Genomic DNA, 26509 nt, shown 5'->3' on the forward strand with positions numbered 1-26509 from the left:
ATGAGTGGATTACAACTATTATGGTTCTTTCTAATCGGACTTCTTTTTTCAGGTTTCTTCTTCTTGGAAGGCTTTGACTTCGGTGTCGGCATGGCTGTTCAAAGCTTGGCCCACAACGAAGAGGAAAAAGACCAGATTGTTCATACGATTGGCCCTGTTTGGGATGGAAATGAAGTCTGGTTGTTGACAGCGGGTGGGGCCATGTTTGCTTCATTCCCTTACTGGTACGCATCACTTTTTAGTGGTTATTACTTGATTTTGTTGACAATTTTGTTTGGCTTGATTATCCGCGGGGTATCCTTTGAATTCCGTCATAAAGTCGAAGCCCATCAAAAACAATTGTGGAACTGGACCTTGACCATCGGCTCAACGATTGTGCCATTCTTCTTTGGTGTCCTCTTTATCAGCTTGGTTCAAGGGATGCCAATGGATGCAGATGGAAATGTTTGGGCAAGTTTTGGAGATTATTTTAACCTCTTCTCTATCGTTGGTGGAGTAGCTATGGTACTCATGTCTTACTTGCACGGTTTGAATTACATTAGTTTGAAAACAGATGGTCCTGTTCGTGAACGTGCGCGCAACTACGCGCAGTTCCTCTACTGGGTTCTCTACCTTGGTTTGGTTGTTTTTACACTCTTGTTGGTGCTGAAGACAGACTTCTTCCAATTGCACTTTATCGCTAGTTTTGCATTGACCCTTTTGATTGTGGTCTTGACAGTGGTGGCCCATGTAGCAATCTTCAAAGGTGTGGAGTTGACAGCCTTTTTATCAAGCGGTTTGAGCTTGGTAGCAGTTGTAGTTCTCTTGTTCCAAGGGCTCTTCCCACGTGTTATGATTAGCTCTATCAGCGCCAAGTATGACTTGTTAATTGAAAAGGCTTCTTCATCGCCTTATACTCTGAAAATCATGTCCATTGTTGCCTTAACCTTGGTACCATTTGTACTGGCTTATACGGCGTGGAGCTACTATATTTTCAGAAAACGCATTGCTTTACCAGTGGTTCATGCAGGAGAAAAATAATGTTAGATAAAGCGGTTATGCGCTTATCCGGTATTCATAAACTAATGGGATTGCTTGTGGGATTAGACATCCTTCAGGCAATCTTTATTATCGGACAGGCATATTCTTTGAGTTTGGCCATTACAGGGCTCTGGGAGGGGCAGGCCTTGGTGGGGCAAATCGTGCCAATGGTCACTTTTCTCGTTTCTTATCTAGGACGTCACGCCATCAACTATGTAAAGGATGAGCGGCTGGATGATTTCTCAGCCATGCAAGGGAAACTTCTTCGTGGGCAACTGTTGGAAAAACTCTTTGATTTGGGGCCGCAGGTTGTCCAAAATCAAGGAACGGGGAATACAGTTACGATGGCTCTGGACGGCATTTCCTTGGTTGAAAATTATCTGCACCTCATCCTCAAAAAGATGATGGATATGAGTGTGGTTCCCTGGATTGTACTGGCGACTATTTTTTACTTGGATTGGAAATCGGGAGTGATTTTGCTTTTGGTCTTTCCTTTGATTATCGTCTTTATGATTATTCTTGGATTGGCTGCGAAGGCAAAGGCGGACCGTCAGTACGAGTCCTACCAATCCTTGTCCAATCACTTTTTAGACTCGCTGCGTGGCATGGACACCCTTCGCTTTTTCGGTCTTAGCAAACGCTATGCCACTAGCATCTACAATACCAGTGAAGTCTTTCGGAAGGCGACCATGTCTACCTTGCGAATCGGGATTTTATCTACGTTTGCCTTGGATTTCTTTACCACCTTGTCAATCGCCATTGTCGCGGTATTGCTAGGTCTTCGTCTCTTAAATGAGCAAATTTTCTTATTGCCAGCTTTGACGATACTAATCTTGGCACCCGAGTATTTCCTGCCTGTTCGTGAATTTTCAAGCGATTACCATGCGACCTTGGATGGAAAAAATGCTTTTCAGGCGATTCAAGCGGTCTTGGCAACGGAGGATATTCGTGAGGAGCAAGTATCTCTTGAGACTTGGCATCCAACCAGTCAGCTTGCCTTGCAGGATATTTCCATGGCTTACGAGGACAAGACCTTGTTAGAAGGCACAAATCTAACCTTCACAGGATTCCAGAAGGTTGGGATTATTGGGATGAGCGGTTCAGGAAAATCCAGCCTAATCAATCTACTAGGTGGTTTTTTGCCAACAGCTAGCGGTCAGATTGACCTGGATGGTGAAGTGGTGACCAACCTGCATCAGGAAAATTGGCGCAAGCAACTTCTCTATATTCCACAGTCTCCCTATGTTTTTGAGACATCGCTACGAGAAAATATCCGCTTCTATACACCGACAGCCAGTGACGAGGAAGTCTGGGAGGCTATTCGAGTGGTCGGGCTAGAGGAGTTGGTGGCTGAACTGCCACAGGGTCTGGATACCTTGGTCGGAAATGGGGCTCGCCCTCTTTCGGGTGGTCAGGCGCAACGGATTGCCTTGGCGCGTGCATTTCTGGATAGACAACGCCGCATCATGCTGTTTGACGAGCCAACAGCTCACTTGGATATCGAGACTGAGTTAGAACTCAAGGAAAAAATGATTCCATTGATGGACAATCGTTTAGTTTTCTTTGCGACTCACCGCTTGCACTGGTTGCAAGAAATGGATGTCATTCTTGTTCTGGATCAAGGTAAGGTGGTTGAATTCGGTCCTTACCAAGAATTGCTGGCTCAAAAAGGCTATCTCTATCAGTTAAAGCATGCTATGGGAGGCAATCATGAATAAGATACCGTTGTTTCAAGAGTTAAAAAGAGACCAGTGGGTCAAGCCGTTTTTTAAGCAATATCAGTTCTCGCTAGTGACGGCTCTAATTTTGGGATTTTTGACCTTCTTCAGCGCAGCGGCGCTGATGTTCAACTCAGGTTTTCTCATCAGTAAGTCAGCGTCACTCCCTGTCAATATCTTGCTGGTTTATATCCCGATTGTTTTGACACGAGCATTTGGGATTAGTCGGCCAATTTTTCGTTATGTTGAACGGTTGACCAGCCATAACTGGGTCTTGCGGATGACGTCAACTTTACGGAAAAAATTGTATGAGAGTCTGGAACAGGATGCCATTTTCCTCAAACGCAATTACCGTTTGGGAGACATCATGGGGCTCTTGGCAGAAGATATCAATCATCTCCAAAACCTCTATCTGCGAACGATTTTTCCAACCTTGATTGCCTGGTTGCTCTACCTATTTGTCGTGATTGGTCTGGGCTTCTTCTCTGTCTGGTTCGCCTTGTTTATCCTGCTCTATCTGGGGATTTTAATCTTTGTCTTTCCCCTCTGGTCGGTCTTGGTCAATGGAGCTCGTCAGAAGCAGGAAAAGGTACTGAAAAATCACTTGTATACAGATTTGACGGATAATGTACTGGGGGTTTCGGATTGGATTTTCAGCCAACGTGGGCAGGAATATGTCGCTCTTCATCAGTCTTCGGAGGATGATTTGTTGGCTGTGCAGAAGAAGATGCGTCATTTCAATAATCGTCGTACTTTTCTATTTGAGTTGGGGTTTGGAGTATTGGGGCTTCTCACTCTTGTCTGGTCAAGTCAGGAATTTGTGGGTAATCACGGCGGACAAGCCAACTGGATTGCAGCCTTTGTCTTGGCTGTTTTTCCGCTGGCAGAAGCATTTTCAGGCTTGTCCACTGCGGCTCAAGAGACCAACACATATGCGGACTCGATTCACCGCTTGAACAACTTACCAGAGGTTAATCCGGTTGCAAGAGCAGCTCAGCCGCCACAAGCTCCCTTTGATATAGCAGTGGACGGTTTGCATTTCCGCTATGCTTCTGACCAAAAAGAAGTGCTAAAAGGGCTTGATTTGCAGATACCTGCAGGACAAAAATTAGCTATTTTAGGGCGTAGTGGCTCGGGTAAATCCACTCTTGCTACCTTGCTTCGAGGCGATTTGCGGCCAAGTGCAGGACATATCTTGCTAGGAAGTGTGGAGGTTTCGAGCCTAGAAGAGACCATTTCGGACTATATTGGCGTGATTCAGCAAGCGCCTTATCTCTTCAACACCAGCATTCTCAATAATGTTCGTCTGGGAAATGAAGCGGCTAGCGAAGAAGAGGTTTGGCAGGTCTTAGAACGCGTCGGCTTGAAAGAGATGGTTGCAGTCTTGCCGCTTGGTCTTCAAACCATGGTAGATGAGGCAGGTTTGCGCTTTTCGGGTGGCGAGCGGCATCGCTTGGCCTTGGCGCGGATTTTGTTGAAAGAAACACCGATTATTATCTTGGATGAGCCGACGGTTGGCTTGGACCCTATTACAGAAAAAGCCTTGATTTCAACTTTTATGGAAGAGTTGGAAGGCAAGACTTTGATTTGGATTACACACCATTTGAAAGGCATTGAAGCGGTAGATCGCGTCATTTTCATCGAGGATGGTCAATTGGAAATGTCCGGTTCGCCGGCAGAATTGGCTAGTAGCAATGAGCGCTATCAGCTCTTGAAAGCCATTGATGATGGTGAATAAAAAAGACTGGAAGGTGACTTTCCGGTCTTTTCTTTTGTTAAATTTTCCGTTTGAGGAGATGGTTGGTCAGCTGTAGCAAGTACTTGCGCGATGTCGTTTTGGGTAATCTTTTGATATCAGCCAGAGCTTTTTCGGTAAAGCGTCGAGCGAGATTTCGAGCGTCTTCGACACCTTTATGGTCGATGACTAGGTCTGCAATTTCCTGAGTATCGGCAACTGTTAGCTGGTCCTTCTTGTCCAACAGTGGCTTGAAGGCGGCTGGATTTTTTTCAAGGGCAAAAAGCAGTGGTAGACTATAGACGCCATTTCCCAAATCCTCTAAAATTGGCTTGTTAAACTCTTTCTTGTCGGCAGTATAATCGAGAATATCATCCAAAATTTGAAAGGCCATTCCAGTGTGGTAACCAATCCGTCCTGCCAATCGCACAACAGACTCGTCTGCTCCACTAAAATAGGCCCCTTCCTTGCAGGCTAATTTGAAAAGCTCGGCAGTCTTTCCAGCAATCGCACGGAGATAGTCACGGATGCGCTGTTTTTGGTTGAAATAAAGGTGCATCTGGTCGAGTTCACCCATCAGGATTTTCTTCATGGATGCCGCATTGATGGCCATGTATGGCGTGCCATTCATCCCCTCCAAAATCAGCTCAAAAAAGACAGTAAACAGCAAGTCGCCCGTGTAAACAGCGATGTCTTTTCCAAAGCGGGCCTGGACCGTTGTTTTCCCGCGGCGCAAAGACGAGTCGTCAATCACATCATCGTGCACCAAGGTTGCCATATGCAAAATCTCAAGAGATGCTGCAATCTTAGTGAGCCGCTCGGGGTCAGTGTGCTTGTCCTTTCCAAAATCAGTAAATAAAAAGAAAAAAGCAGGGCGCAGATACTTTCCACCAGCATTGCTGAGTTCAAGGATAGCAGCTTCAATATCCGAATTTCGTACATGAACACGCCGGTCAATCATCTGACGTGTCTGGTCAATTTGCGTCTGAATAGCAGGATATTGGTCCCAAAATGCTGGCATGACGGTATCTCCTTTGAATTCTAATAGTATCATTTTACCCTAATATGCTCTATTTTACTAGCAAATTCAACTAGGAAAAAAGCTCCGATTTTATCGGAGCTACAATTGATTAAAATGGCAATTTTCCAGCGAAAGCGCCCATGATTTTTTTAGTCTCTTGCTCAATTTGATCCAGAGCATCGTTGATGGCTTGAGTAGTCATGTCTTGAAGAGTTTCCATATCTTCTGGGTCAACAACAGCTTCAGCGTATTGGATGGATACCAATTTTTTGTCTCCTGTAAATGTAGCAACCACCAAGTCTTGGGCTGATTTACCGACAAACTCAGTCGCAGCCAATTCGGCTTGTTTTTGCTCCATTTGCTTTTGGAGTTTTTGTGCTTGACGCATCATATTTTGCATATTCATCATAAGATTTTCTAGATTCCTTTCGTATCAAGGGTTTAGACCTTGTTTGTAAATAGTAACTGCCTGATAGTGCCATTCGATACTTCAGGAGGGCTATTTCTCGTACATTAGACATTATATCATTTTTAGAAAATAACTCAATTCTAAGTAGCTCTTCATTAGTTTTTGGTGGAACACATCTGATACGATTGTTAGCATACCAAGAAAAGGCGATGAATTATGCAACAGAAGAAGTTGTAAGTAACCTATCTCCGTATGCTACAGTAAATAAAGATGTCAAGACACAGATAGCTGATGAAAAATACTACTTTCTTGGGAACACATGTTATGCTATCATTAAATACCAAACATCTGTTAGAGGTGGCGAACCAACGGCGAATACCGTACAATATACATTAACTTATGATGAGTCAACTAATAAATTTAGTTCACTTAAGTCATATTAAGGAAGGTAATTCAATAATGGAGAGTACTTATGTAAAAGACTTTACATCATCATATCTAATAAATGGTGAGGAAATTTTTGTAACAGCTCCAGCACGATTCTCTGCGATTACAGATGAGTTGCTAATCGATGAAGAATTAGGTGATGTACTATGATAGCAGCGCTGGAACCTTCTTGATCGAGGATTCCTACGCAGGGACACAACTAGACCCACTTAGCCAAAATCGCTATGCCTATGTAGAGAACAACCCTGTCAACTACACCGACCCTAGTGGGCATTTCTTAAAAGGGCTAATTAAGGGTGCTAAGAACCTTTATAACAAAGCAGTTAATGCAGTAAAGAGTGTTGTCAAATCAGTAGCAAAACCACTGGGTAATCTTGTGAAATCCGCCGTAAATATTGGAACAAATCTTGTTAAAGGAATTATCAACGCTCCTAAAGCCATAGTTAATTTTGCAAGTAAGTAATGGTATAATTTCCAACAAACCCCGCTCTATAAGTCAGCGAACAGTGCATACAATGGAGTGATGAATGGAATTTCAAGAGCCTATCAAACAGTTTCAAACGCATGGACGCTAGCTAAACAGGCAGGTCAATCTGTCTATGACTGGGGCAAATCTAAGACTAGAGAAAGCAAAAACATCGCTTATAATTGGACGAAAGCACTGGAAGAGACAATCCGCCATGTTTGTGAAGTAGCTGGTAGAGCAACTGACGGAACAACTGTTCACGCTAGTACAGTAACCTTTGAAGGCAATATTTCTATTGAGAAAGCTAGACTTGATAATTCTTTAGAAATAATCAAAGCAAGTTCTAAATCGGATAGTATCAGATCAGATGAAATCATCAAAGCATATGAGGATTATTTATATAATACTAATAAAGCTGCTTTTGATGAGTATTGGACTGTTAGAAAAAATCTAAAACTTGGAATATCGCAGAAAATCAAGTAGCTGCAGCTGCAGAAAGAAAACTTGGAGAAAAGCTACAAAAATCTGGTGTGAATATTAAAACTATCTTGCAACAAATGGGAGATGATATTTTATCTGTAAACTCTAATGCAGGATATATTCCATTCGTAGTAGGAAGTAAAATATCGGCAAGTATTCAGGATAATTATCAATTCTATAATTTAGTTAATACTGGACAGCCGTTAGACTTAAAGAATAGATCCTATAAATCAACAGAAGATGTAGGTTATTCAATTTGGAGTAGAGATTGGGGAAATAGTGTAAAAAATGACTATGCAGGAAATTATTTGTATGGTTATGTTGGGAAAGGCTATTTACATTCTTCAGATGATTATTTAAAGTTTGCCGCAGGAGCAGCTCAAGAGGTTTCAGATATTAAATCGCTTGGATTTTTCGAAGCAGATTGGAAAGCATTCAAAAGTTTTATGACAGGAAATTATTTTGAATAAATGGATTATCATTATAGGAATTTTAAGCATTATGTTGATGTTTTTTCTACAAATTAAACTGAACAAGTATCATTTAAAGCCAGATGAGGAACGACTAATTAGAATAAAAGGCAATACTCAATCTTTGGATGCTCTGATTGAAATCCAAGTAATAAGTTATCGCAACAGTGGAAGAATAAAGTTATCATACGGGCATAATTGGTATAATGCTAATGCAGATATTCACTATAATATAACTACTGCTCAGGTCGAAAAATGGGAGTATGATTCAGTCTTAGGGAAGAGTGCAGTAATGATTTTGCAGAATCCACTGGACGGTATTGCAGTAGACAAGGAAGGTATAAGCATAGATACTCCCAAAGATGTTACATTTAGCTTTCAATCTAAGAAAGACTTTACTATAAAAATTAAGAGTCTATCAGATAAGGATGTGTCAGTTGATGTTAATGTAGTATACAGGTAATCCCTATGCCTATAATGGAACTAGCAACTATGTGGAACAGAAGTACCAACAAACCCAACAACGAGCACAAGCAGAACAACATCGCCAGCAACATATCCGAGAGGACTACGCTCAAGCTACTGGTCTCAAGAAAACTCCTAAGACTCGTGAAGGAAAGAGTCTCTTCCGCAACTGGGGTAAAGCACTCAAAGATATGTATACCCACGTATGTAAGACGGGTAAACGTATTAAAAAGGCTACTGTAAAATTCTTGAAAAATGTTGACTGGAAGAAGGTTGGTGTCACTGCAGGAGCAATCGGTGTCGGTATTGCCCTTACAGTAGCAACAGGAGGTCTAGGCTCCTCTGTAGCTATGGCTATTGGTGGTGCGGCTACTGGAGCTATTGTCTTTGGCCATGATGCTTATTCATCTGGTCAATGTGGCTGGTCACTAGCTGGCTCTACACTTAAAGGTGCCGGGATAGGAGCATTAGCTGGATTTATAGGAGGTCAATTTGTAGGGGTTGGTGCAAATGTTGCGACAAGTGCCACCGACTACTTCGTCAAGTTATGCGAATAATCAATATATAACTCCTGTACCAACAGTATTAACTCCGCTTCAAATTGCTCAGGCGAATGGGCAGTCTACTTATGATTGGGGCCAGTCTAAGACACGAGAAGCAGCTAATATCGCCCGCAACTGGACCAAGGCGCTTGAAGAAACAGTTCGCCATGTGTGTGATCCTAAGACGCTAAAGGGGAAAGATGCTTCTCACGATGCGGTTATCAAGGATTGGAAGATTGATGGTAGCCTCGTTAAGGAGGTCTACAAGCACCAAGATCATTATCATTTGGTGACAGAAGATGGAAAAGAGCACTTTATGTCTACAGATCCATCTTCTATGCTTGGCAATATCACAATCAAAGATTATTCAGAAATTGGGAATTCAAAATACCTAAATAAAGCGAACTATTCTGAACCATCCGATAAAGCATCAGTGGAGCCAAAAACAGAGCCAAAAGTTGAAGGCAAAACAGTTCAAGGTGAAATGCCAAAGGCAGAACCTAAACTTCTGCAGCATCTACTTCAGTTCAACCAGGAGTTGCAGCTGACACTCAGCCATCAACACAAGTAACTCCAGCAACAGGAAATAAGGAAGCGTCCGATGCCAAGAAGCAAGTAACTGCTATGCCATCACCTGCAGTTAAAACCAAAGGATTACCAAAAACAGGAGACCAACAAGGACGATTGGCCATTGTTTTAGGAAGTATTCTTCTAGGATTTAGCGTGTTAGTCGGTGTTAAAAAACGCCAAAAATAAAAGTAGTTAGTAAAAGTGAGATCAGTGATGGTCTTGCTTTTTTATTTTGCCGAGAATTTTTTGAGAGTTCAGGACACTTTTTTGATTTTACATAGATTTTACAAAAGTCTACAAATAGATTTGACATTTCTTGGGTATACTGAAGCTAATCAAAATAGAGGAGTTTGACATGAAAACATCTAAGAAAATTTTACTTTTGGCAGCGACTGGATTGATGGGACTGGGTATCTTGGCGGCTTGTTCGGGAGGCTCTTCATTTTCTGCCAGCGATACCATTAACGTGGTTTCGCGTGAGGAAGGTTCCGGTACGCGTGGGGCATTTATTGAATTGTTTGGCGTGGAAGAAAAGGATGCTAACGGTGAAAAAGTTGACAATACGTCTACCACAGCTATTGTGACCAACTCGACTTCTGTCATGTTGACAACTGTGGCTGAGGATGCGTCAGCGATTGGCTATGCTTCGCTTGGTTCATTGAATGATAGCGTAAAAGTGTTAAATATCGACGGTAAGACAGCTAGTGTGGCAGACATCAAGAATGGAACCTACAAGATTTCACGTCCATTTAATATCGTGACAAAAGAAGACAAGGTCAGCCAAGCAGCGCAAGATTTTATGGATTATATCTTGAGTACGGATGGCCAAAAGGTGGTGGAAACTGCTGGTTACATCCCGCTAGACAATGCAGCAGCTTACAAGTCAACAGCTTCATCGGGCAAGGTGGTGGTGGCAGGTTCTAGCTCGGTAACGCCTGTCATGGAAAAAATTAAGGAAGCTTACCAAAAAGTAAATACTAAGGTCGATGTGGAAATCCAACAAAGTGATTCATCAACAGGTATCACAAGTGCCATCGACGGCTCGGCAGACATCGGTATGGCTTCTCGTGAATTGAAAGACGAAGAATCTGGCAAAGGTGTCAAAGCAACTGTTATTGCCACAGACGGTATCGCTGTCGTGGTTAACAAGAAAAATAAAGTGAGTGATTTAACAACTGAACAGGTAAAAGAAATCTTCACTGGGAAGACAACGTCTTGGGCCGACTTATCAAAATAAGGTAAGAAGAATACATGAAACGAACAAAAGAAGATCTGATGCAAGCTGTGTTTTTCCTCACAGCTTGTGTTAGTGTCGTATCAGCAATTTTAATTTGTATCTTTCTCTTTGCAAGTGGTTTACCTGCCGTTATGAAAATTGGTTGGGGAGACTTTCTCTTGGGGAAGGTTTGGCGTCCGGGGAATAGCCTTTTCGGGATTTTTCCTATGATTGTGGGCTCGCTTTATGTGACAGCTGGTGCCTTGATTTTGGGTGGTCCAATCGGGATTTTGACAGCTGTATTTATGGCCTATTTTTGCCCGCCAGTTCTCTACAAGCCGCTGAAGTCAGCCATTAACTTGATGGCGGGGATTCCGTCTGTAGTCTATGGTTTCTTTGGGTTGGTCGTTCTTGTTCCCATGATTCGCCAGTCTTTGGGTGGCTTTGGTATGGGCGTCCTAGCGGCCTCGATTTTGCTTGGCATGATGATTTTGCCGACCATTATCAGTATCTCTGAGTCGTCTCTGAGGGCAGTTTCTGCTGCTTATTATGAGGGTGGGATTGCTCTTGGAGCCTCCCACGAGTGGAGCGTCTTTTTTGCGGTAGTCCCAGCGGCTAAGCGGGGGATTTTGGCATCAATCGTTCTTGGTACAGGGCGCGCGATTGGGGAAACCATGGCGGTCATCATGGTAGCTGGAAATCAAGCTATCTTGCCGCAATCATTGACCTCTGGCGTCCGCACCTTGACCACCAATATCGTTATGGAAATGGGCTATTCATCTGGTCTTCACCGGCAGGCTCTTATCGGGACAGCGGTTGTCCTGTTTGTCTTTATCTTGTTGATCAATATCAGCTTTTCAGCGCTTCAGAAGGAGGGGTAAGATGGAAAATATCAATCAACGAACTCCCAAGCAGTATTGGGAGTCTCTTAAAAGAGATCCACTCTCTTTCTTCTTATTTACCATTGTCTATCTAGCTGCTTTTCTGAGTGTGCTGACTATTGCCTTCGTCGTGGTTTATATCTTGGTCAAGGGGGTGCCGCATATCAATGCTAGCCTTTTTGCCTGGACCTATGACACGAAAAATGTATCGCTGCTACCGGCCTTTATCAATACTGTTTTTATGATTGTTTTGACCATGCTGGTAGCCGTTCCCTTGGGGATTGGTGGGTCTATCTACCTGACTGAATATGCTCGACGGGACAATCCTTATCTGAAAATCATACGGATAGCCACGGAGACACTGGCAGGTATCCCGTCAATCATCTACGGCTTATTTGGCGCGCTTTTCTTTGTCAAATACACGCATTTGGGGCTTTCCTTACTATCGGGTTCCTTGACTTTGAGCATTATGATCTTGCCCTTGATTATGCGGACGACCGAAGAAGCGCTCTTGTCGGTACCTGATTCGTATCGGGAAGGGGCTTTTGCTCTTGGTACTGGAAAGTTGCGTACCATTTTTCGAATTGTTTTGCCGAGTGCGGTCTCGGGGATATTTTCAGGAATTATCTTGGCGGTTGGCCGGATTATCGGTGAGTCGGCGGCCTTGATCTTTACAGCGGGGACAGTCGCTAAGGTAGCCCAGTCTGTCTTTAGTTCGACTCGGACCTTGGCAGTTCATATGTATGCTATCTCGGGAGAAGGGTTGTATGTCAATCAGACTTATGCCACAGCAGTTGTTTTATTGGTCTTGGTCATGGTGGTGAATTTTGTGTCAGGCCGAGTTGCCAAGCATTTAGGAAGTGAGTCAAATAGTGAGTAAATTAGCGATTAAGAATATGGATTTGTATTACGGAGATTTTCATGCTCTTAAAAATATCAATCTCGACATCGAAGAAAAAGAAATTACAGCCTTTATCGGACCGTCAGGTTGCGGAAAATCCACTCTTTTGAAGAGTCTCAACCGCATGAATGACCTAGTGAAAAATTGCAAAATCACTGGAGAAATCACGGTGGAAGGTCAGGACGTTTATCGGGAGTTAGACATCAATCAATTGCGTAAAAAAGTGGGAATGGTCTTCCAAAAAGCAAATCCATTTCCCATGAGCATCTACGATAATGTGGCATTTGGACCGAGAACACATGGTATCCATGCCAAGGTGGAGTTGGATGCCATTGTCGAACGTTCGCTGAGACAGGCTGCTCTCTGGGATGAGGTCAAAGATCGTCTGCACAAGTCAGCTTTAGGCATGTCGGGCGGGCAGCAGCAGCGTCTATGCATTGCGCGTGCATTGGCTATTGAACCAGACATTCTCTTGATGGATGAGCCGACCAGTGCCCTAGACCCGATTTCAACAGCTAAAATCGAAGATTTGGTCATGGAGCTCAAGAAGAACTACACTATCGTGATTGTTACCCACAATATGCAACAGGCTGTGCGGATTTCAGACAAGACTGCCTTTTTCTTAATGGGCGAGGTGGTGGAGTACAATAAAACCAGCCAACTCTTTTCATTGCCGCAGGATGAGCGCACAGAAAACTATATCACAGGGAGATTCGGATGATTCGTTCAAAATTTACCAATCAGCTTAATGACTTGAATAAAGAAATTATTTTTATGGGAGCCTTGTGCGAGGATATTATCGGGAAATCTCTGGCTCCTCTGACAGATGGTCAAGAGCTATCGCTGGAGGGCATTTCAGAAACCTATCATAAGATTGAAGAAATGGAGCGGGATATTGAAGAAAAATGTCTCAAACTCTTGTTGCGTCAGCAGCCAGTTGCCAAGGACTTACGCCGGATTTCTTCTGCCTTGAAGATGGTCTATGATATGAAACGGATTGGTGCCCAGTCCTATGAAATTGCAGAAATCATTAGCTTGGGTCATATTGTCCAAGGTACTGGACCAGAACGTCAGCAGCTAGACCACATGTCCAAAAACGTGATTGAAATGCTGACCAAGAGTATCGATGCCTTTATCTACGGAACCGAGGATCAAGCCCACCAAGTTATTCAGCAAGATAAGACAGTTAATCAGGAATTTGATACAATAAAGAAGCAGTTAGTTTTATCTTTTTCAGTACCAGATGTAGAAGGGGAATACCCGATTGACGTCTTGATGGTTGCAAAATACTTGGAACGTATCGGAGACCACGCCGTCAATATTGCTAAATGGGTACTGTTTTCAATCACAGGACACCTAGACGGAGAAACGTAATGATATATTGTGTGGAAGATGATGCAGATATTCGTGAAATGGTGCTCTATACCCTAGAAATGGCCGGTTTTATAGCTAGAGGTTTTTCAAATGGTGAGGATTTTTGGCAAGCTCTTGACCAGGAGAAACCTGAGCTTGTCTTGCTCGATATTATGCTACCTGGTGATGACGGCTTGACCATTCTTGACAAGCTACGAAGCAAGCGTCAGACAGAGATGATTCCTGTCCTGATGACGACGGCAAAAGGGAGCGAGTACGATAAGGTCAAAGGCTTGGACTTGGGAGCAGATGACTACTTGGTCAAGCCATTTGGCATGATGGAAATGATTTCGCGCATCAAGGCAGTACTTCGAAGAAGCCAGAAAAGTGATCAGAAAGACCACATCCTTATCGGCAATCTTGACCTAGATACCAGCAATTACTTGGTCAAGCGCGGCACGGAAAAAATTCAGCTGACCTTGAAAGAATTTGACTTGTTGGCACTCTTTTTCCGCCATCCTAATCGCGTCTTTACCCGCCAGGAACTCTTGGACAAGGTCTGGGGCGAGCAATTTCTGGGTGAGACGAGAACGGTTGATGTCCACATTGGCACGTTGAGAACCAAGCTAGGCGATGACGGCCACTTGATTGCGACCGTGCGCGGTGTTGGCTATCGTTTGGAGGAAGACCATGATTAAAAAGATTTTTCGGGCGACCCTATCCGCCAGCCTCGGCATGGTCTTTGTGACCATATTATTGCTCCTCGGATTTCTCTATAATTACTTCAGTCAAATCCAAAGAGAACAGCTACGGACCCAGACGGCTCTGGCGGCGCAAGGAATTGCCTTTGAGGGCAAGGATTTCTTTGAAAATCTCAAAACATCTAGCGTGCGGATAACCTGGGTGGACAATAGTGGTCAGGTCCTGTATGATACCCAGTCGAATGCCAAGTCCATGCCAAATCATGCCAACCGCGAAGAGATTAAAGAAGCGCTGAAAGATGGTTACAGTGAAAGTACTCGCTGGTCTTCGACCTTGACAGAAAAATCCATTTACGCGGCGCAGCGTCTCCCTAACGGCACTGTTGTCCGCCTATCTGTAGCCCAGCAAACGATTTTCGTTCTCTTGTTGGGAATGGTATCGCCCATTCTCTTCATCGTCCTATTGTCTGTGGGGCTGTCGGTCTTTATTGCCCGGTATATTTCCAAAAAAGTCTCTCAGCCGCTCAATAATCTGGACTTGGAACACCCGCTTTCAAACGACAGCTATGAAGAAATCACGCCTCTGTTGAGACGGATTGATAGCCACCAAAGCGAGATTCGTCAGCAAAAATCCATGCTTCAACGGCAACAAAAGGAATTTGACACCATTATCGCAAAAATCAAAGAAAGCATGGTTCTCCTAGACGACCAGGCAAGGATTGTCAGTATCAATGCGGAAGCCCGCCGCCTCTTCCATGTGGAGGGCGAGTGGCAGGGACGCTTGATGCTGGAAATCAGTCGTGACCTGACCCTGACCTCCTTGATTGACCAAGGACTTGCAGGGAAAAAGCGCGAAGGGGTCATCGCGATTGAGCAAAGTCAGTACAAGGTGCTGGTGAGACCGACCAAGGATGGTGCCACTGTAACTGGTTTGGTGATTTTGCTCTTTGATGTCACGGATCAACTACACTTGGAAGAATTGCAGCGGGAATTCACCGCCAATGTTTCCCACGAATTAAAAACACCTCTTCATGTTATTTCGGGCTATTCAGAATTGCTGGCCAATGGAATGGTACCGAGTGAAGAAGTACCTAAGTTTGCCACGAAAATTCATACAGAGTCTGACCGCTTGGTCAAATTGGTAGAAGACATCATCAATCTGTCTCAACTGGATGAGCAATCTGAATTTCCAATGGAAGAAGTCAATCTCTACCAGCTTACTGAGTCGGTGATAGAGGATTTGCAGCTAAAAGCTCAGAAAAAAGATGTTTCACTTGTCTTGAAGGGAGAAGATGCCCTTCTCCGTGGAAATCCTGTCTTGCTTCATTCTTTGGTTTATAACTTGTGCGACAATGCCATCATTTACAACAAAGAGCACGGCAGTGTTGAAGTGACTGTGGCAAATCTGCTGCATGAGATTAGCCTGACTGTGGCAGATACGGGGATTGGGATTGCTTCGGATGATCAAGAGCGGATTTTCGAGCGCTTTTATCGAGTGGACAAGAGCCGTTCAAAAGTAGTCGGAGGAACCGGCCTAGGTTTGTCTATCGTTAAAAAAGCGCTAGCCTTTCATAATGGTCACCTGAATCTATCTAGCTCCATCGGAAAAGGAACAATCATGGCAGTCCTATTCAAAAAATAAATCCTACAGTCGAGTTTTCGGACTCGATTGTGTTTTTTATCTCATGAAAATAGTGGTTGACCGACCAAGGGATTTCTCTCTACCTATTTTTTGTTATAATAGTTTCCATACTAGATAGAGGAGATTGGATATGGATTTGGAAAGATATCGGACTTTGGCCGAGCAAAAGCAGGGAGAGCACCGCAAGTTTTTGGCGAGTTTGAAGAAGAAGGCACCGAAAAATTTGGACAAGATTGTCCAGCAAGTACATACGGAAGTCTTCAATGAAATTGATTGTATCGAGTGTGCAAATTGCTGTAAAACTCTAGGCCCCTTGTTTACAGAGGCGGATATTCAGCGGATTTCCAAGCATTTCCGGATGAAATTATCAGCCTTTGAGGAGATGTACCTCAAAGTGGACGAAGATGGGGACAAGATTTTCAAGTCCATGCCTTGCCCGTTTCTGGGAGGGGATAATCTCTGCTCAATCTATGATGTTCGTCCAAAGGCCTGTCGGGAATTTCCCCACACAGACCGCAAGAAAATTTATCAAATCAACCATTTAACCATCAAGAATACATTGATCTGTCCAGCGGCTTATTTATTCGTAGAAAAGCTGAAAGATTGGATTTAACCACCTTGCAAATGCAAGGTTTTTTATTTTTTCGCCAGAAAACGATTTTTGCTTGCCAGTCAGTTTTTCAAATGGTATACTATCAAATAGTTAACTGGTTAATTATATTTTTTATAAATAAGGAGGATATTGTGAAAAGAATAGTCGGTAGTTTGTTGGTTTTCCTGTCGGTGCTGACCTTGTTTGGCTGCGGTAAGCCCAAGGTGGAAGAAAATAAAGGAATGAAAATTGTCACTAGTTTCTACCCTATCTATGCCATGACAAAGGAGGTGTCAGGGGAGTTAAACGACGTGCGCATGATTCAATCTGGGCAAGGAATTCATTCATTTGAGCCGTCTGTGACGGATATTCAGGCCATTTATGATGCGGATGTCTTTTTCTATCATTCTCACATTTTAGAATTCTGGGCTGGGCGTCTGAATCCTTCCACTCAACACTCAAAAGTCAAGATGATTGAGGCGTCAAAAGGGATTGACTTAGAGCGAGTAGCAGGTTTAGAAGATGTTCAAGCGGGTGCGGGTATGGATGAGTCGACACTTTACGATCCTCATAGTTGGCTTGATCCGGTTTTGGTGAGCCAAGAAGTTGCCATCATTGCCAATCAATTATCAGAACTTGATCCGAAAAATGCAACAACCTACCACAAAAATGCAGACAAGATGACAAAAGAGTTAGAACAGCTAACAGATAAATACAAAAAGAAATTTGCAGCCTGCAAACAGAAGAGTTTTGTAACTCAGCACACGGCATTTGCTTATACAGCCAAGCGATTTGGGTTGGAGCAATTAGGGATTGCAGGGGTGTCTGAAGAGGAGCCAAGTCCACGTCAGCTCGCTGAAATAAAAGAATTTATCGAGCGTTACAAGGTGAAGACCATTTTTGTAGAACACGGGGTATCGGATAAGCTAGCCAAGACCTTGAAGACATCGACCAATGTGAAGTTGAAGGTCTTGCAACCTCTTGAAGCAGACCCAGCAAATGAGAAAAGTTTTATTGAGAATTTAGATGCAAATTTAGCTGTTCTAGCCAAAGATTTAGAATAGGAGATGCCGATGAAAAAACACTATATTTATGGTTCTGTTGTAGCGATTATTTTGAGCTTTGCGGGTTACCAGGCGGGACATTACCAGGCAAAAGCGGAGATAGGAGCTAGTCAGAAAGTTGCGTATATAGATGGAAAGGCAGAAAAAACAAAAGCTCTGGCCAATAAGGAAAAAACGCCAGACGAAATCAGTGACGAAGAAGGCATTCACGCAGAGCAAATCGTTGTAAAAATCACGGACAAGGGCTACGTCACATCTCACGGAGACCATTTCCATTTCTTCAACGGGAAAGTGCCCTACGATGCGATTATCAGTGAAGAATTGATTATGAAAGACCCACATTACGTCTTCAAATCTTCTGACGTCATCAACGAAGTGAGAGATGGCTACATTATCAAAGTGGATGGAGCTTATTACCTCTATCTGAAGTCGGGTAGCAAGAAAGTCAATATCCGTACAAAGGCTCAGATTGAAGCAGAGCAGAAAAAATGGGGTGGACATAGTCGTGCATTATCTGGTCAAGCCTCGGCTAGTCAGTTGGCGTCTGCAGCGGCACAAGGACGCTATACTACGGATGATGGATATGTCTTTAGCCCGACAGACATCATCGATGACTTTGGAGATGCCTTTTTAGTACCGCATGGGGACCATTTCCATTACATCCCTAAAAAGGACTTGTCACCAGCAGAACTGCAAGCAGCTCAGGCTTATTGGGACCAAAAGCAAGGCAAATCAAGCGGAAATTCGTCCGTCAGCTACGGAGTTCCTAGCAACAGTTGGACAGGTTATGATGCGCCTCGTCATCAAGTAAGTCCTCTTAGTCAACCAAGCCATTCAGCTGGAAATTGGCGCGAATTATTTCGCCAATTATACAATCTCCCACGCAATCAACGTCATGTAGAGCCAGACGGTCTCGTTTTTGATCCTGCACAAATCACGCGTCGGGTTCCGCAAGGAGTCGTGGTACCGCACGGCAATCACTACCATATGATTCCTTATTCACAGATGAGCCCGTTGGAACAAGAAATTGCCCGTAGTATTCCTATTGGGGCAGATGTGAGTGGCTTCCACGAACCAGAAAGGGTGAATCCACCGCAACAGAAGCCGCAACCACAACCAATTGCCCATCAACCTCAACCCGCGCAACCAAGTCCGAAACCGATTGTTTCGGAGGAGCATCATGGTGGCAAGCATGTGACCTATTTTACCCCTATAGCAGAGCGTCCTGGTAAGCCAAATTCAAAAATTATCTATAGCCCAGAAGAAGTGGCCGCTGCAAAGGCAGCAGGTAAATACGCAACGTCAGACGGCTATATCTTTGATGCGAAAGATATCAAAGAGGATTTGGGAGAGGCTTATATTATCCCTCACATGACGCATGAGCACTGGGTTCCTAAGAAAGATTTGTCACCCGCAGAACGCAAGGCGGCTGAGGAATTCTTGGCTGGAAAATCAACAGAAAAAACTGTCGATAAACCAGTAGAAAAGCCAGTAGAAAAACCTGCAGAATCTGCTGAACCAACGAATCCACTGGCAAATCTTTCTGCCAAAGAGCTGTATGAGCGCGTAGCACCAGCTAAGATTGTTCCAGTTGAAAAGATGAGCTACAATGCAGCTTATGCGGTCAAAGTATCGGACGATTACATCATCATTCCGCATACAGACCATTACCATAACCTCAAGTTTAGCTGGTTTGATGAAAAGTTGTATACTGCGCCAGATGGTTATACTTTAGAGCAATTCTTTGCGACGATTAAGTACTACATTGCCCACCCTGACGAATTGCCTGCCAAAGACGGATGGGGCCACAGCAGTGACTATGGACATGGTAGCAACGCTAGCGACCCTGAAACCAATAATTTTTCCCCATCTGAGGAGCCAGCAGACAAGGAAGATGGCGCTGATGAAGACAACACTGAAGAAGGTGCCAAGGTAACTGGTCCGGAAATGGATGCTCTGGAAGAACGATTGTGGGCGTCTTTGAAAGTAGCTGAAGAGATGGCAGATGCAACGGTGAAAGAAAAAATTTCCGATGCAGTGGATGCCCTCTTTGACCGCCAAAATGACTTGAAAGTCGGTGGTGAAGATAGCATTGCCAAAATCAATGCAGATTTAGATACCCTTTGCAAGCAATACAATTTTAAAGCATAAAAGAAAGTGAGGCTAGACAGTGATTTAGCCTCGTTTTTCTTGAATTCGGCGCTAGACTCTGTTAGAATAGAGAGAATGAATTTATTCTAGAAAAAGGTAAGATAATGAAAAAGAAACCGTCGCTTAGTGCTTATGTCACCATTGGATTGATGCTGTTTGCCCTCTTTTTTGGTGCTGGGAATTTGATTTTCCCTGCTTATCTTGGAATTTATGCGGGAAGCAATGTTTGGCTGACTATTGTTGGCTTTTGTTTGACAGCTGTTACCCTGCCCTTGATGGGGGTTGCGGCTATCGCCTATACGGGAACGGAGGATGCGGAGTCCATTGCGCGACCAGTTTCTAAACTATACGCTCTCTGTTTTTCAGTTGCTCTCTATCTGTCCATTGGTCCATTTTTTGCCATTCCTCGGACAGGTGCAACTTCCTACTCTATCGGGATTGAGCCGATTTTTGGACCGTCTTTTATGGGGAAAGTCATTTATGCTCTGATTTTCTTTGGGATTTCCTATTGGTTGGCTATTCGTCCGAGCAAGATGGCGGACCGTATCGGGAAATACCTGACGCCGACCCTACTCTTTGTATTGGCTGTCTTAGTCATTGCCTCTTTCCTTCATCCAGCTGGAAAAATGGGGCTAGCACATAATGCCACTCCAGCAACCAGTGACGCCTTTGCTAATTTGCCATTTGTAGCAGGCTTGATTCAAGGTTATGGGACCATGGATGCCCTTGCGTCATTGGCTTTTTCGATTGTGGTGATCAATTCAGCCAAGGTGTTTGGAGCTAAGGACAATCAAGAAGTCGCAGGCATTACCTTGAAATCAGGTGTGATTGCGAGTGTCCTCCTTGCCCTAGTGTATATCTTTGTTGCGCGTATCGGTGCAACTTCACAAAGCTTGTTTGACTTTACAGCGGGAGCGTTTCAACTCAAGGGGCAGGTCATTGATGGTGGACATGTTCTGAGTCAGGCTTCGCATTTCTACTTGGGAGCGATTGGTAGAGCGGTTTTAGCTGTCGTGATTTTCCTGGCCTGTATCACAACTGCGACGGGTTTGATTACAGCCTGTGCGGAGTATTTCCATAAGCTCTTACCAGCAGTTTCTCATGCCGTTTGGGCAACTGTGTTTACCATTATTGCGCTTGTTTTCTACTTTGGTGGGTTGTCTGAAATTATCAAGTGGTCTTTGCCGGTCTTGTTCTTGCTTTATCCGTTGACCGTTGCCATTATCTTCTTGGCCTTGATGGGCAAATGGTTCCAGCATGATCCGATTGTTTACCGCTGGACGATTGGCTGGACCTTTATCGCTGGTTTCTATGATGCGGTCAATACTCTTGCAGGGATGACAGGCCTCTTTAAATTACCAGCAGGTCTGCTTCATTTCTTTGGACAAGTTGTGCCTTTGGGAAGATATTCTCTGGGCTGGATGAGCTTTGCTTTGGTTGGTTTTGTGATTGGTTTAGTTCATCATTTTTTGAAGAAAAAGTAAGAGGTTGGCGATTGTCCAGCCTCTTTTTGCCGTGCTATAATAAAGTAAAAGGAGGGCTTCATATGCGTGTGTTAGTTGCGATTGATTCCTTTAAAGGATCGGCAACATCAGCTGAAATGAATCAGGCAGTCAGGGCTGGTTTGCTGGATGCGTCACCGTCTCTGGAAGTGGAGACTGTGGCCATTGCTGACGGCGGGGAAGGGACCCTAGATGCTCTTGCTTGTGCTTTATCAGGCGAGATGGTTCAGGTGCAGGCTACTGACTTGCTTGGCCGGCCTTTGTCCGTAGCCTATCTCGTAGCGCAAGGTCGAGCTTTTATAGAGTCAGCTAGTCTACTGGGAATTGATAAGATTACGCCCAGTCCAGAAATATTTGAGAAAGCTTCGTCAGCTGGTTTAGCGGATCTAGTTTTAGATGCGCTGGAGCGAAATTGCCGACAGATTTTTGTGACATTGGGCGGAACAGGTAGCTCAGATGGTGGCCGTGGTTTCTTGGAAAAGTTGGTTCCGTACGCAGAACAACTCCGTCAAGTGGAGATAATCGGCCTAACAGATGTAAGAAATCCTTACGCAGGACCCGAAGGATATGCACGGATTTTCGGCCCGCAAAAAGGCGGAACCCCGGAACAGATTGCCGTTGAAGATGCGCGAGCCCGAGAATTCGTTCACAAGATAAGGGCTGAAAAGCAAATGGACTTGCAGAAACTAGCTGGAAGTGGTGCAGCAGGCGGGCTCGGCGGAGCTATTCTCGTGCTAGGAGGCAAGCTTCGGCCTGGCTTTTTAAGTATAGTTGACTTAATCGGTCTAGAAGAAAAAGTTGCTCATTCAGACCTTGTTATTACGGGCGAAGGACGTTTGGACAGCCAGTCGTTTCAAGGGAAAGCACCCGTTGGTTTGGCTGAGTTGGCACAGGTTTACAATCGTCCGGTCATCGCGCTCTGTGGGGCAGTAGGAGAGCGGGAACTGGCACTCTACTCGGACTTCTTGGCTGTATTTTCTATTCAGACAAAGGCGCAATCCTTAGAAAATGCCATGAAAGAATCCGAGACCTTGAAAAATGCCCGATTTGTAGCGGGAAATGTATGGCAGTTATTCAGTAAATCAAGCACCGGAATCTAGGTTCTGGTGTTTTATGATAGAAAAATTGTTCGGTTGTTGCTGGTTTAAAATTAAAAAATCAGAAAATTCAAATAAAAACCTTGACGTTGTATTTTGTTTTATGTTATATTATGTGACATGGAAGTTTAGGAGGTTTTTATGAAGTCAGGTAGTATTGCATTTATGCTCGTTTGTTCATGCTTAGTATTTTTTATGACAGTTGGTTTAGCCTTTTTCTATGGTGGTTTAGGTAGGCGCAAAAATGTCATCAATACCATGATGATGTGTATTGTACCGATGGGACTTGCCTCTGTTTTGTGGATTGTCTGTGGTTATTCCTTGTCTTTTGGTGGACACGGAAGTCTCGTTGGGGATTTTTCCCATTTGTTTTTCAATGGAGTGAGTGAAACAGCTTCCAGTCGAGGATTGGACATTCCAGATGCCCTATTCGCCATTTTCCAGATGATGTTTCCGATTATTACCGTAGCCATTTTAACGGGAGCAGTTGCGGGACGTATGCGATTTACCCCCTTGCTACTTTTTATGGCTATCTGGCTCTTTGTCGTTTATTTCCCATTTGCGCATATGGTCTGGGATGAGGGGCTCTTGGCTCAATGGGGCACTATCGACTTTGCTGGTGGGGATGTGGTTCATATTACCTCAGGGGTTTCTGGCTTGGTGCTCGCGCTTATAGTTGGGAAGCGTCGGGATCATTCGCACAATGTCTACCGCCCGCACAATGTTCCCTTTGTTCTTTTGGGGGCAGGAATTCTGTGGTTTGGCTGGTTTGGATTTAACGCAGGCTCTGCTTTGGGAGCCAATGGTCTTGCGGTTCACGCTTTTCTAACGACCCATGTGTCTGCTGCTGCGGCCCTCGTGTCTTGGCTCCTTGTTGAACATCGGATGACGGGTAACCTATCCTTGGTTGGAGCGTCTACAGGTCTGGTTGCAGGTCTAGTAGCCATCACTCCCGGTGCAGGATTTGTTTCTGTTTGGAGTTCGATCTTGATTGGGCTGTTGGTTAGTCCGATTTGTTACTTTGCCATTTCGACCTTGAAGGAAAAATTTGGCTATGATGATGCCTTGGATGCCTTTGGTTGTCACGGTATCGGCGGTATTTTCGGTGGTATTGCAACAGGAATTTTTACCACTCCAGAATTAGCCTTAAACAAAGATTTTGTCGGGATTATCTATGGCAATCCAAAATTATTACTCGTGACAGTGCTCGCCATTCTCTTTACAATTGCTTGGTCAGCGGGAGCTACGTACGTGATTGCTAGAGGAATCAAAGCAATCATGCCTTTACGTGTGAGTGACCGTGCAGAAGCCATTGGTCTGGATGATAGTGAGCATGAGGAAACGGCTTATCCAACTTTCATGGGATTAGATTCGTAAGCAAGGAGAAGAAAAATGAAAAAAATTGAAGCCATTATCCGTGCTGATAAGTTGGAAGATCTGAAAGACGCCTTGTCTGAAACTGGCTTGGCTAAAGGGATGACCATCAGTCAAGTTCTGGGCTACGGCAATCAAAAAGGGTTTGCAGAATACGTGCGCGGTCAAAAAATTATTCCGACCTTGCTGGCCAAAGTCAAGATTGAAATTGTCGCACATGATGCTAGTGTAGAAGCTATCGTAAATCTGATTGCAGAAGCAGTCCGCACAGGAGATGTCGGTGATGGAAAAATTTTCATCATCCCGATTGAAGAAGTCATCCGTATCCGGACGGGCGAACGCGGCGGCGATGCCTTGTAGTGGGAAAATAGACAAAAAAGAAGCCTAATGGCTTCTTTTTAATTTTAATTGATTGGAAGTTGAATTTTGGATTGCTCCAAGTCCACTGAAATGGTCCAGTCGCTATTATCACGAACGGTCACTTCAAAGTCAGTTGTGTAGAGAATGACGCGAAGCGTGCTTCCTTTAGGGAAATGATAGATGGTTGGTTGCAAGTCCCAAGTCAAGTCCATCCACTCGTCAGCGGTGACAACCTCGATTGTCAATAAATCACTGCGGTTTTGCAAGTTGAGGTAGCCTTTTGTGACTAGGCGATGCGGTGTTTGGACAAATGGCAATTCAGTTAGATTTTCTTGGGCGTAAAAACGGCCATTATCCAGCCTGTTGCGCTCTTGTACAGTTGGAATTGGCGTCAGTCGCTTGGCAGGTCCAAAGTCCAGTACTTGAGCAGATAAGAGACCCTTGGAGACGCTTGATTTGACGCGTAGCTGCAGACTGGCACGACCATTGAGATGCAGGTCTTCTTCGATTGGTAAATCGATGGTGATTTGATGCGCCTTGTCATTCCAGAGGTCCTGGTGGAAGCTAGGATAAGCCTTTCCATAGCGGACAAAATCGTCATCAGCATATTGGTTTTGAATATCTTTGACACCTGTCCCGAGTGCAAATTCTTGCTGGCTAGTCCCTTGGAAATCAGTCAGCACTGTCCAAGTCTGTGCGGAACGATTGTCTTGCCAGATGACACTTGGTAGTTGGTAGTCGTTCTCATAGTCCAGTAATTTGTGGGTGAGGAGGGCGTTCATGGATTCGCGGAAGTCAATGGACTGCCAGTTGTTCATATAGACATGGGCCCCGTGGTGGAAGAAGAGGTGCTTATTGACAGTTTTTGGCAGCGCGTGGAACATATTCCAGACGTGGATCGGCTTAACATTCCAATCCTGTGTGCCGTGTGTAAAGACCACTTCGCACTGGACCTTGTCCGCATTGAGTAGGTAATTGCGGTTGTGCCAATATTGGTTGTAATCACCGCTGGTGCGGTCCAACTGTGCTCGTTCTGCAGCGATTCCTGCCTCGTATGCGGCCTTATTTTTCAAGAAATCACCTGCTTGTAAACTCTTGGAGTAGGTCAGTGCTGTCAAGCTGTCCAAGTCCTCGCCAGGGTAGCCGCCGGGGCTAGTTACCAGACCGTTTTCACGGTAGTAGTCATACCAAGAAGAAATTCCTGCCTCGGCAATGATGACTTCTAGTCCATCCACACCGGTTGTTGCTAGAGCATTGGACATGGTTCCGAGATAGGAGATACCGCTTGTTGCCACTTTTCCATTTGCCCAGTCAGCCAGAACGATCTTGTCGCGTTTGTGAGAAGTGTAGGCGCGTGCTCGACCATTGAGCCAGTCAATGACGGCCTTATAGCCAGCCACTTGCTGGTAATCACCGGATGTCATATAACCTGTCGAACCCAGTGTTCCCACGCCAGACACATGGATGCTGGCAAATCCGCGCGCCAAGAAGTAATCATTGAGCGAGTAGGAAGAAATGTGACCCAGTTTCTCGGTTGCTGGAGACGTTGGCAAGTCTCTCTGGTCAGTAGGCAAAGTAGCAATATATGGTTCCTCTAGAGTAATTTGCCCGGCCTCTTTTTGCTCCAGTTGACCCTCCATTTTATGAAGGGCGGCGTCACTAGCCTTGTCGTTGGTTCCTTGATGGTAGGGGCTGTTGGTGATAACAGCAGGCACTTTCCCGGCAAATCGAGGACGCAGGATGGAAACCTTGGTCAGGTCAGTCTGTCCGGCCTTGCTTGTATCAACAGGCGTCTCCACGTAAACCACTTCACGTAGGACATCGTGAGTCGAGAAGGTAGCTAGAGATTTTCCATTGAAGAAATGATAATGATTGTCTTCAGGAATCAAGTCATCGCTGACCAGTTGTTCCACCAAGAGTGCCCCATTTTTGGTACGCGTGCTGAGCAGCTGATAGAGATTTTCGATGATGGAGCCAAATACAATCGGAAAACCTGATTCTGAACGGAAATCTTCTATATTGCTGTAGTCAAAATTGGGAACGAAGCCTAGCATTTGGAAGGCTACTTGGTAAAAAATTTGGTCTGTCAGAGGACGGTCTGATTGGAAAAAGCCCAACAAATCACAGTCCCAGTCCGCCAATAAATTTGCCAAAGCAGTATCTGTATCTTCTACTAAAAAGAAGGTTTTACGAACGAAGAGTTCAAGGTTTTTCTTGTCAGAAAATTGGCTGGAAAGATGGAAACCGAGCTCGGCTAACTCTGCTAGCATCCGTTCTGTTGAAAATTGGATATATGAAAATTGATTAAAACGCATACATTCTCCTAAACTTG

General features: G+C 44.4%; 27 protein-coding genes and 3 pseudogenes. 27 read left to right on the forward strand and 3 right to left on the reverse strand.

Annotated features, from left to right (window positions below; genetic code table 11):
* Genes cydB through cydC form a run of 3 tightly spaced genes read left to right on the forward strand, consistent with a single transcriptional unit; the run spans position 1 to position 4476 of the window.
* Entirely contained in the window at positions 1–1020 is a 1020-nt protein-coding gene (gene cydB / locus J2T50_RS08145; RefSeq protein WP_253365530.1) for a cytochrome d ubiquinol oxidase subunit II, read from the forward strand.
* Positions 1020–2738: a thiol reductant ABC exporter subunit CydD gene (gene cydD / locus J2T50_RS08150; RefSeq protein ID WP_253365532.1), complete on the forward strand. Its 1719-nt coding sequence runs from the start codon at positions 1020–1022 to the stop codon at positions 2736–2738. Before cydB ends, cydD begins: the two co-directional genes overlap by 1 nt.
* Positions 2731–4476, forward strand: a complete 1746-nt coding sequence (gene cydC / locus J2T50_RS08155) for a thiol reductant ABC exporter subunit CydC (protein WP_253365533.1) — start codon at positions 2731–2733, stop codon at positions 4474–4476. The genes cydD and cydC overlap by 8 nt, the downstream gene beginning before the upstream one ends.
* A gap of 37 nt (positions 4477–4513) precedes the next feature.
* On the opposite strand, the gene J2T50_RS08160 is transcribed toward cydC, so the two are convergent.
* Positions 4514–5494, reverse strand: coding sequence for a polyprenyl synthetase family protein (locus J2T50_RS08160; RefSeq protein ID WP_253365534.1), 981 nt, complete (start codon positions 5492–5494; stop codon positions 4514–4516).
* Positions 5495–5603: 109 nt separating this feature from the next.
* Positions 5604–5903, reverse strand: a complete 300-nt coding sequence (locus J2T50_RS08165; protein WP_253365535.1) for a YbaB/EbfC family nucleoid-associated protein — start codon at positions 5901–5903, stop codon at positions 5604–5606.
* A 399-nt stretch (positions 5904–6302) separates the two neighbouring features.
* On the opposite strand from J2T50_RS08165, the gene J2T50_RS08170 reads away from it, so the two are divergent.
* The 24 genes and pseudogenes from J2T50_RS08170 to J2T50_RS08275 all read left to right on the forward strand — a co-directional run bounded on the left by J2T50_RS08170 (position 6303) and on the right by J2T50_RS08275 (position 24177).
* On the forward strand, positions 6303–6500 hold the full coding sequence (locus J2T50_RS08170; protein WP_253365536.1) for a hypothetical protein: 198 nt from the start codon (positions 6303–6305) through the stop codon (positions 6498–6500).
* Positions 6490–6813, forward strand: coding sequence for an RHS repeat-associated core domain-containing protein (locus J2T50_RS08175; protein WP_253365537.1), 324 nt, complete (start codon positions 6490–6492; stop codon positions 6811–6813). The genes J2T50_RS08170 and J2T50_RS08175 overlap by 11 nt, the downstream gene beginning before the upstream one ends.
* Positions 6814–6873: 60 nt before the next feature.
* Positions 6874–7299 (forward strand): hypothetical protein, encoded by a 426-nt coding sequence (locus J2T50_RS08180; RefSeq protein ID WP_253365538.1) that lies wholly within the window; start codon positions 6874–6876, stop codon positions 7297–7299.
* 47 nt (positions 7300–7346) lie between these two features.
* A complete protein-coding gene (locus tag J2T50_RS08185; RefSeq protein WP_253365540.1) occupies positions 7347–7766 on the forward strand; it encodes a polymorphic toxin type 44 domain-containing protein in 420 nt (139 codons plus the stop codon).
* Complete coding sequence (locus tag J2T50_RS08190; protein WP_253365542.1) at positions 7759–8229, forward strand: hypothetical protein; 471 nt, start codon at positions 7759–7761, stop codon at positions 8227–8229. Before J2T50_RS08185 ends, J2T50_RS08190 begins: the two co-directional genes overlap by 8 nt.
* A gap of 31 nt (positions 8230–8260) precedes the next feature.
* Positions 8261–8788: a hypothetical protein gene (locus J2T50_RS08195; RefSeq protein WP_253365544.1), complete on the forward strand. Its 528-nt coding sequence runs from the start codon at positions 8261–8263 to the stop codon at positions 8786–8788.
* The gene (locus J2T50_RS08200; RefSeq protein ID WP_253365546.1) at positions 8742–9344 is read left to right on the forward strand and encodes a hypothetical protein; all 603 of its coding nucleotides are present in this window, start codon (positions 8742–8744) and stop codon (positions 9342–9344) included. Before J2T50_RS08195 ends, J2T50_RS08200 begins: the two co-directional genes overlap by 47 nt.
* Before the next feature lie 53 nt (positions 9345–9397).
* Positions 9398–9529 carry an LPXTG cell wall anchor domain-containing protein gene (locus tag J2T50_RS08205; RefSeq protein WP_253365548.1) on the forward strand — a complete coding sequence of 44 codons (132 nt, stop codon included), beginning with the start codon at positions 9398–9400 and terminating at the stop codon, positions 9527–9529.
* Between the two features lie 169 nt (positions 9530–9698).
* The gene (locus J2T50_RS08210; protein WP_253365549.1) at positions 9699–10580 is read left to right on the forward strand and encodes a substrate-binding domain-containing protein; all 882 of its coding nucleotides are present in this window, start codon (positions 9699–9701) and stop codon (positions 10578–10580) included.
* 14 nt (positions 10581–10594) lie between these two features.
* Positions 10595–11440, forward strand: a complete 846-nt coding sequence (gene pstC, locus J2T50_RS08215) for a phosphate ABC transporter permease subunit PstC (RefSeq protein WP_253365551.1) — start codon at positions 10595–10597, stop codon at positions 11438–11440.
* A gap of 1 nt (position 11441) precedes the next feature.
* Positions 11442–12320 (forward strand): phosphate ABC transporter permease PstA, encoded by an 879-nt coding sequence (pstA, locus tag J2T50_RS08220; protein WP_253365553.1) that lies wholly within the window; start codon positions 11442–11444, stop codon positions 12318–12320.
* The gene (pstB, locus tag J2T50_RS08225) at positions 12313–13062 is read left to right on the forward strand and encodes a phosphate ABC transporter ATP-binding protein PstB (protein WP_253365555.1); all 750 of its coding nucleotides are present in this window, start codon (positions 12313–12315) and stop codon (positions 13060–13062) included. Before pstA ends, pstB begins: the two co-directional genes overlap by 8 nt.
* The gene (phoU, locus tag J2T50_RS08230; RefSeq protein ID WP_253365558.1) at positions 13059–13715 is read left to right on the forward strand and encodes a phosphate signaling complex protein PhoU; all 657 of its coding nucleotides are present in this window, start codon (positions 13059–13061) and stop codon (positions 13713–13715) included. The genes pstB and phoU overlap by 4 nt, the downstream gene beginning before the upstream one ends.
* Positions 13715–14392, forward strand: a complete 678-nt coding sequence (locus J2T50_RS08235; protein ID WP_253365560.1) for a winged helix-turn-helix domain-containing protein — start codon at positions 13715–13717, stop codon at positions 14390–14392. Before phoU ends, J2T50_RS08235 begins: the two co-directional genes overlap by 1 nt.
* Positions 14385–16037, forward strand: a complete 1653-nt coding sequence (locus J2T50_RS08240) for a sensor histidine kinase (RefSeq protein ID WP_253365562.1) — start codon at positions 14385–14387, stop codon at positions 16035–16037. The genes J2T50_RS08235 and J2T50_RS08240 overlap by 8 nt, the downstream gene beginning before the upstream one ends.
* Positions 16038–16167: 130 nt before the next feature.
* On the forward strand, positions 16168–16650 hold the full coding sequence (locus J2T50_RS08245; protein WP_253365564.1) for a YkgJ family cysteine cluster protein: 483 nt from the start codon (positions 16168–16170) through the stop codon (positions 16648–16650).
* 71 nt (positions 16651–16721) lie between these two features.
* Complete coding sequence (locus J2T50_RS08250; protein WP_301282836.1) at positions 16722–17693, forward strand: metal ABC transporter solute-binding protein, Zn/Mn family; 972 nt, start codon at positions 16722–16724, stop codon at positions 17691–17693.
* Between the two features lie 3 nt (positions 17694–17696).
* Positions 17697–18453 (forward strand): annotated as a pseudogene (locus J2T50_RS10605) (pneumococcal-type histidine triad protein); the annotation flags it as partial.
* A gap of 95 nt (positions 18454–18548) precedes the next feature.
* Positions 18549–18740: pseudogene (locus J2T50_RS10610) on the forward strand (pneumococcal-type histidine triad protein); the annotation flags it as partial.
* Positions 18741–18965: 225 nt separating this feature from the next.
* Positions 18966–19844: pseudogene (locus J2T50_RS10615) on the forward strand (pneumococcal-type histidine triad protein); the annotation flags it as partial.
* Positions 19845–19948: 104 nt separating this feature from the next.
* Positions 19949–21328 carry a branched-chain amino acid transport system II carrier protein gene (gene brnQ / locus J2T50_RS08260; RefSeq protein WP_253365566.1) on the forward strand — a complete coding sequence of 460 codons (1380 nt, stop codon included), beginning with the start codon at positions 19949–19951 and terminating at the stop codon, positions 21326–21328.
* 62 nt (positions 21329–21390) lie between these two features.
* Positions 21391–22446: a glycerate kinase family protein gene (locus J2T50_RS08265; protein WP_253365567.1), complete on the forward strand. Its 1056-nt coding sequence runs from the start codon at positions 21391–21393 to the stop codon at positions 22444–22446.
* Between the two features lie 138 nt (positions 22447–22584).
* Positions 22585–23820, forward strand: a complete 1236-nt coding sequence (locus J2T50_RS08270; protein WP_253365568.1) for an ammonium transporter — start codon at positions 22585–22587, stop codon at positions 23818–23820.
* 15 nt (positions 23821–23835) lie between these two features.
* A complete protein-coding gene (locus tag J2T50_RS08275) occupies positions 23836–24177 on the forward strand; it encodes a P-II family nitrogen regulator (RefSeq protein WP_253365569.1) in 342 nt (113 codons plus the stop codon).
* A gap of 44 nt (positions 24178–24221) precedes the next feature.
* Here the strand turns inward: J2T50_RS08275 and J2T50_RS08280 are convergent, their stop codons facing one another.
* On the reverse strand, positions 24222–26492 hold the full coding sequence (locus J2T50_RS08280; protein WP_253365570.1) for a Xaa-Pro dipeptidyl-peptidase: 2271 nt from the start codon (positions 26490–26492) through the stop codon (positions 24222–24224).
* Between the last annotated feature and the right edge of the window lie 17 nt (positions 26493–26509).

This window comes from Streptococcus gallinaceus (assembly GCF_024170225.1).
Classification (GTDB): domain Bacteria; phylum Bacillota; class Bacilli; order Lactobacillales; family Streptococcaceae; genus Streptococcus; species Streptococcus gallinaceus.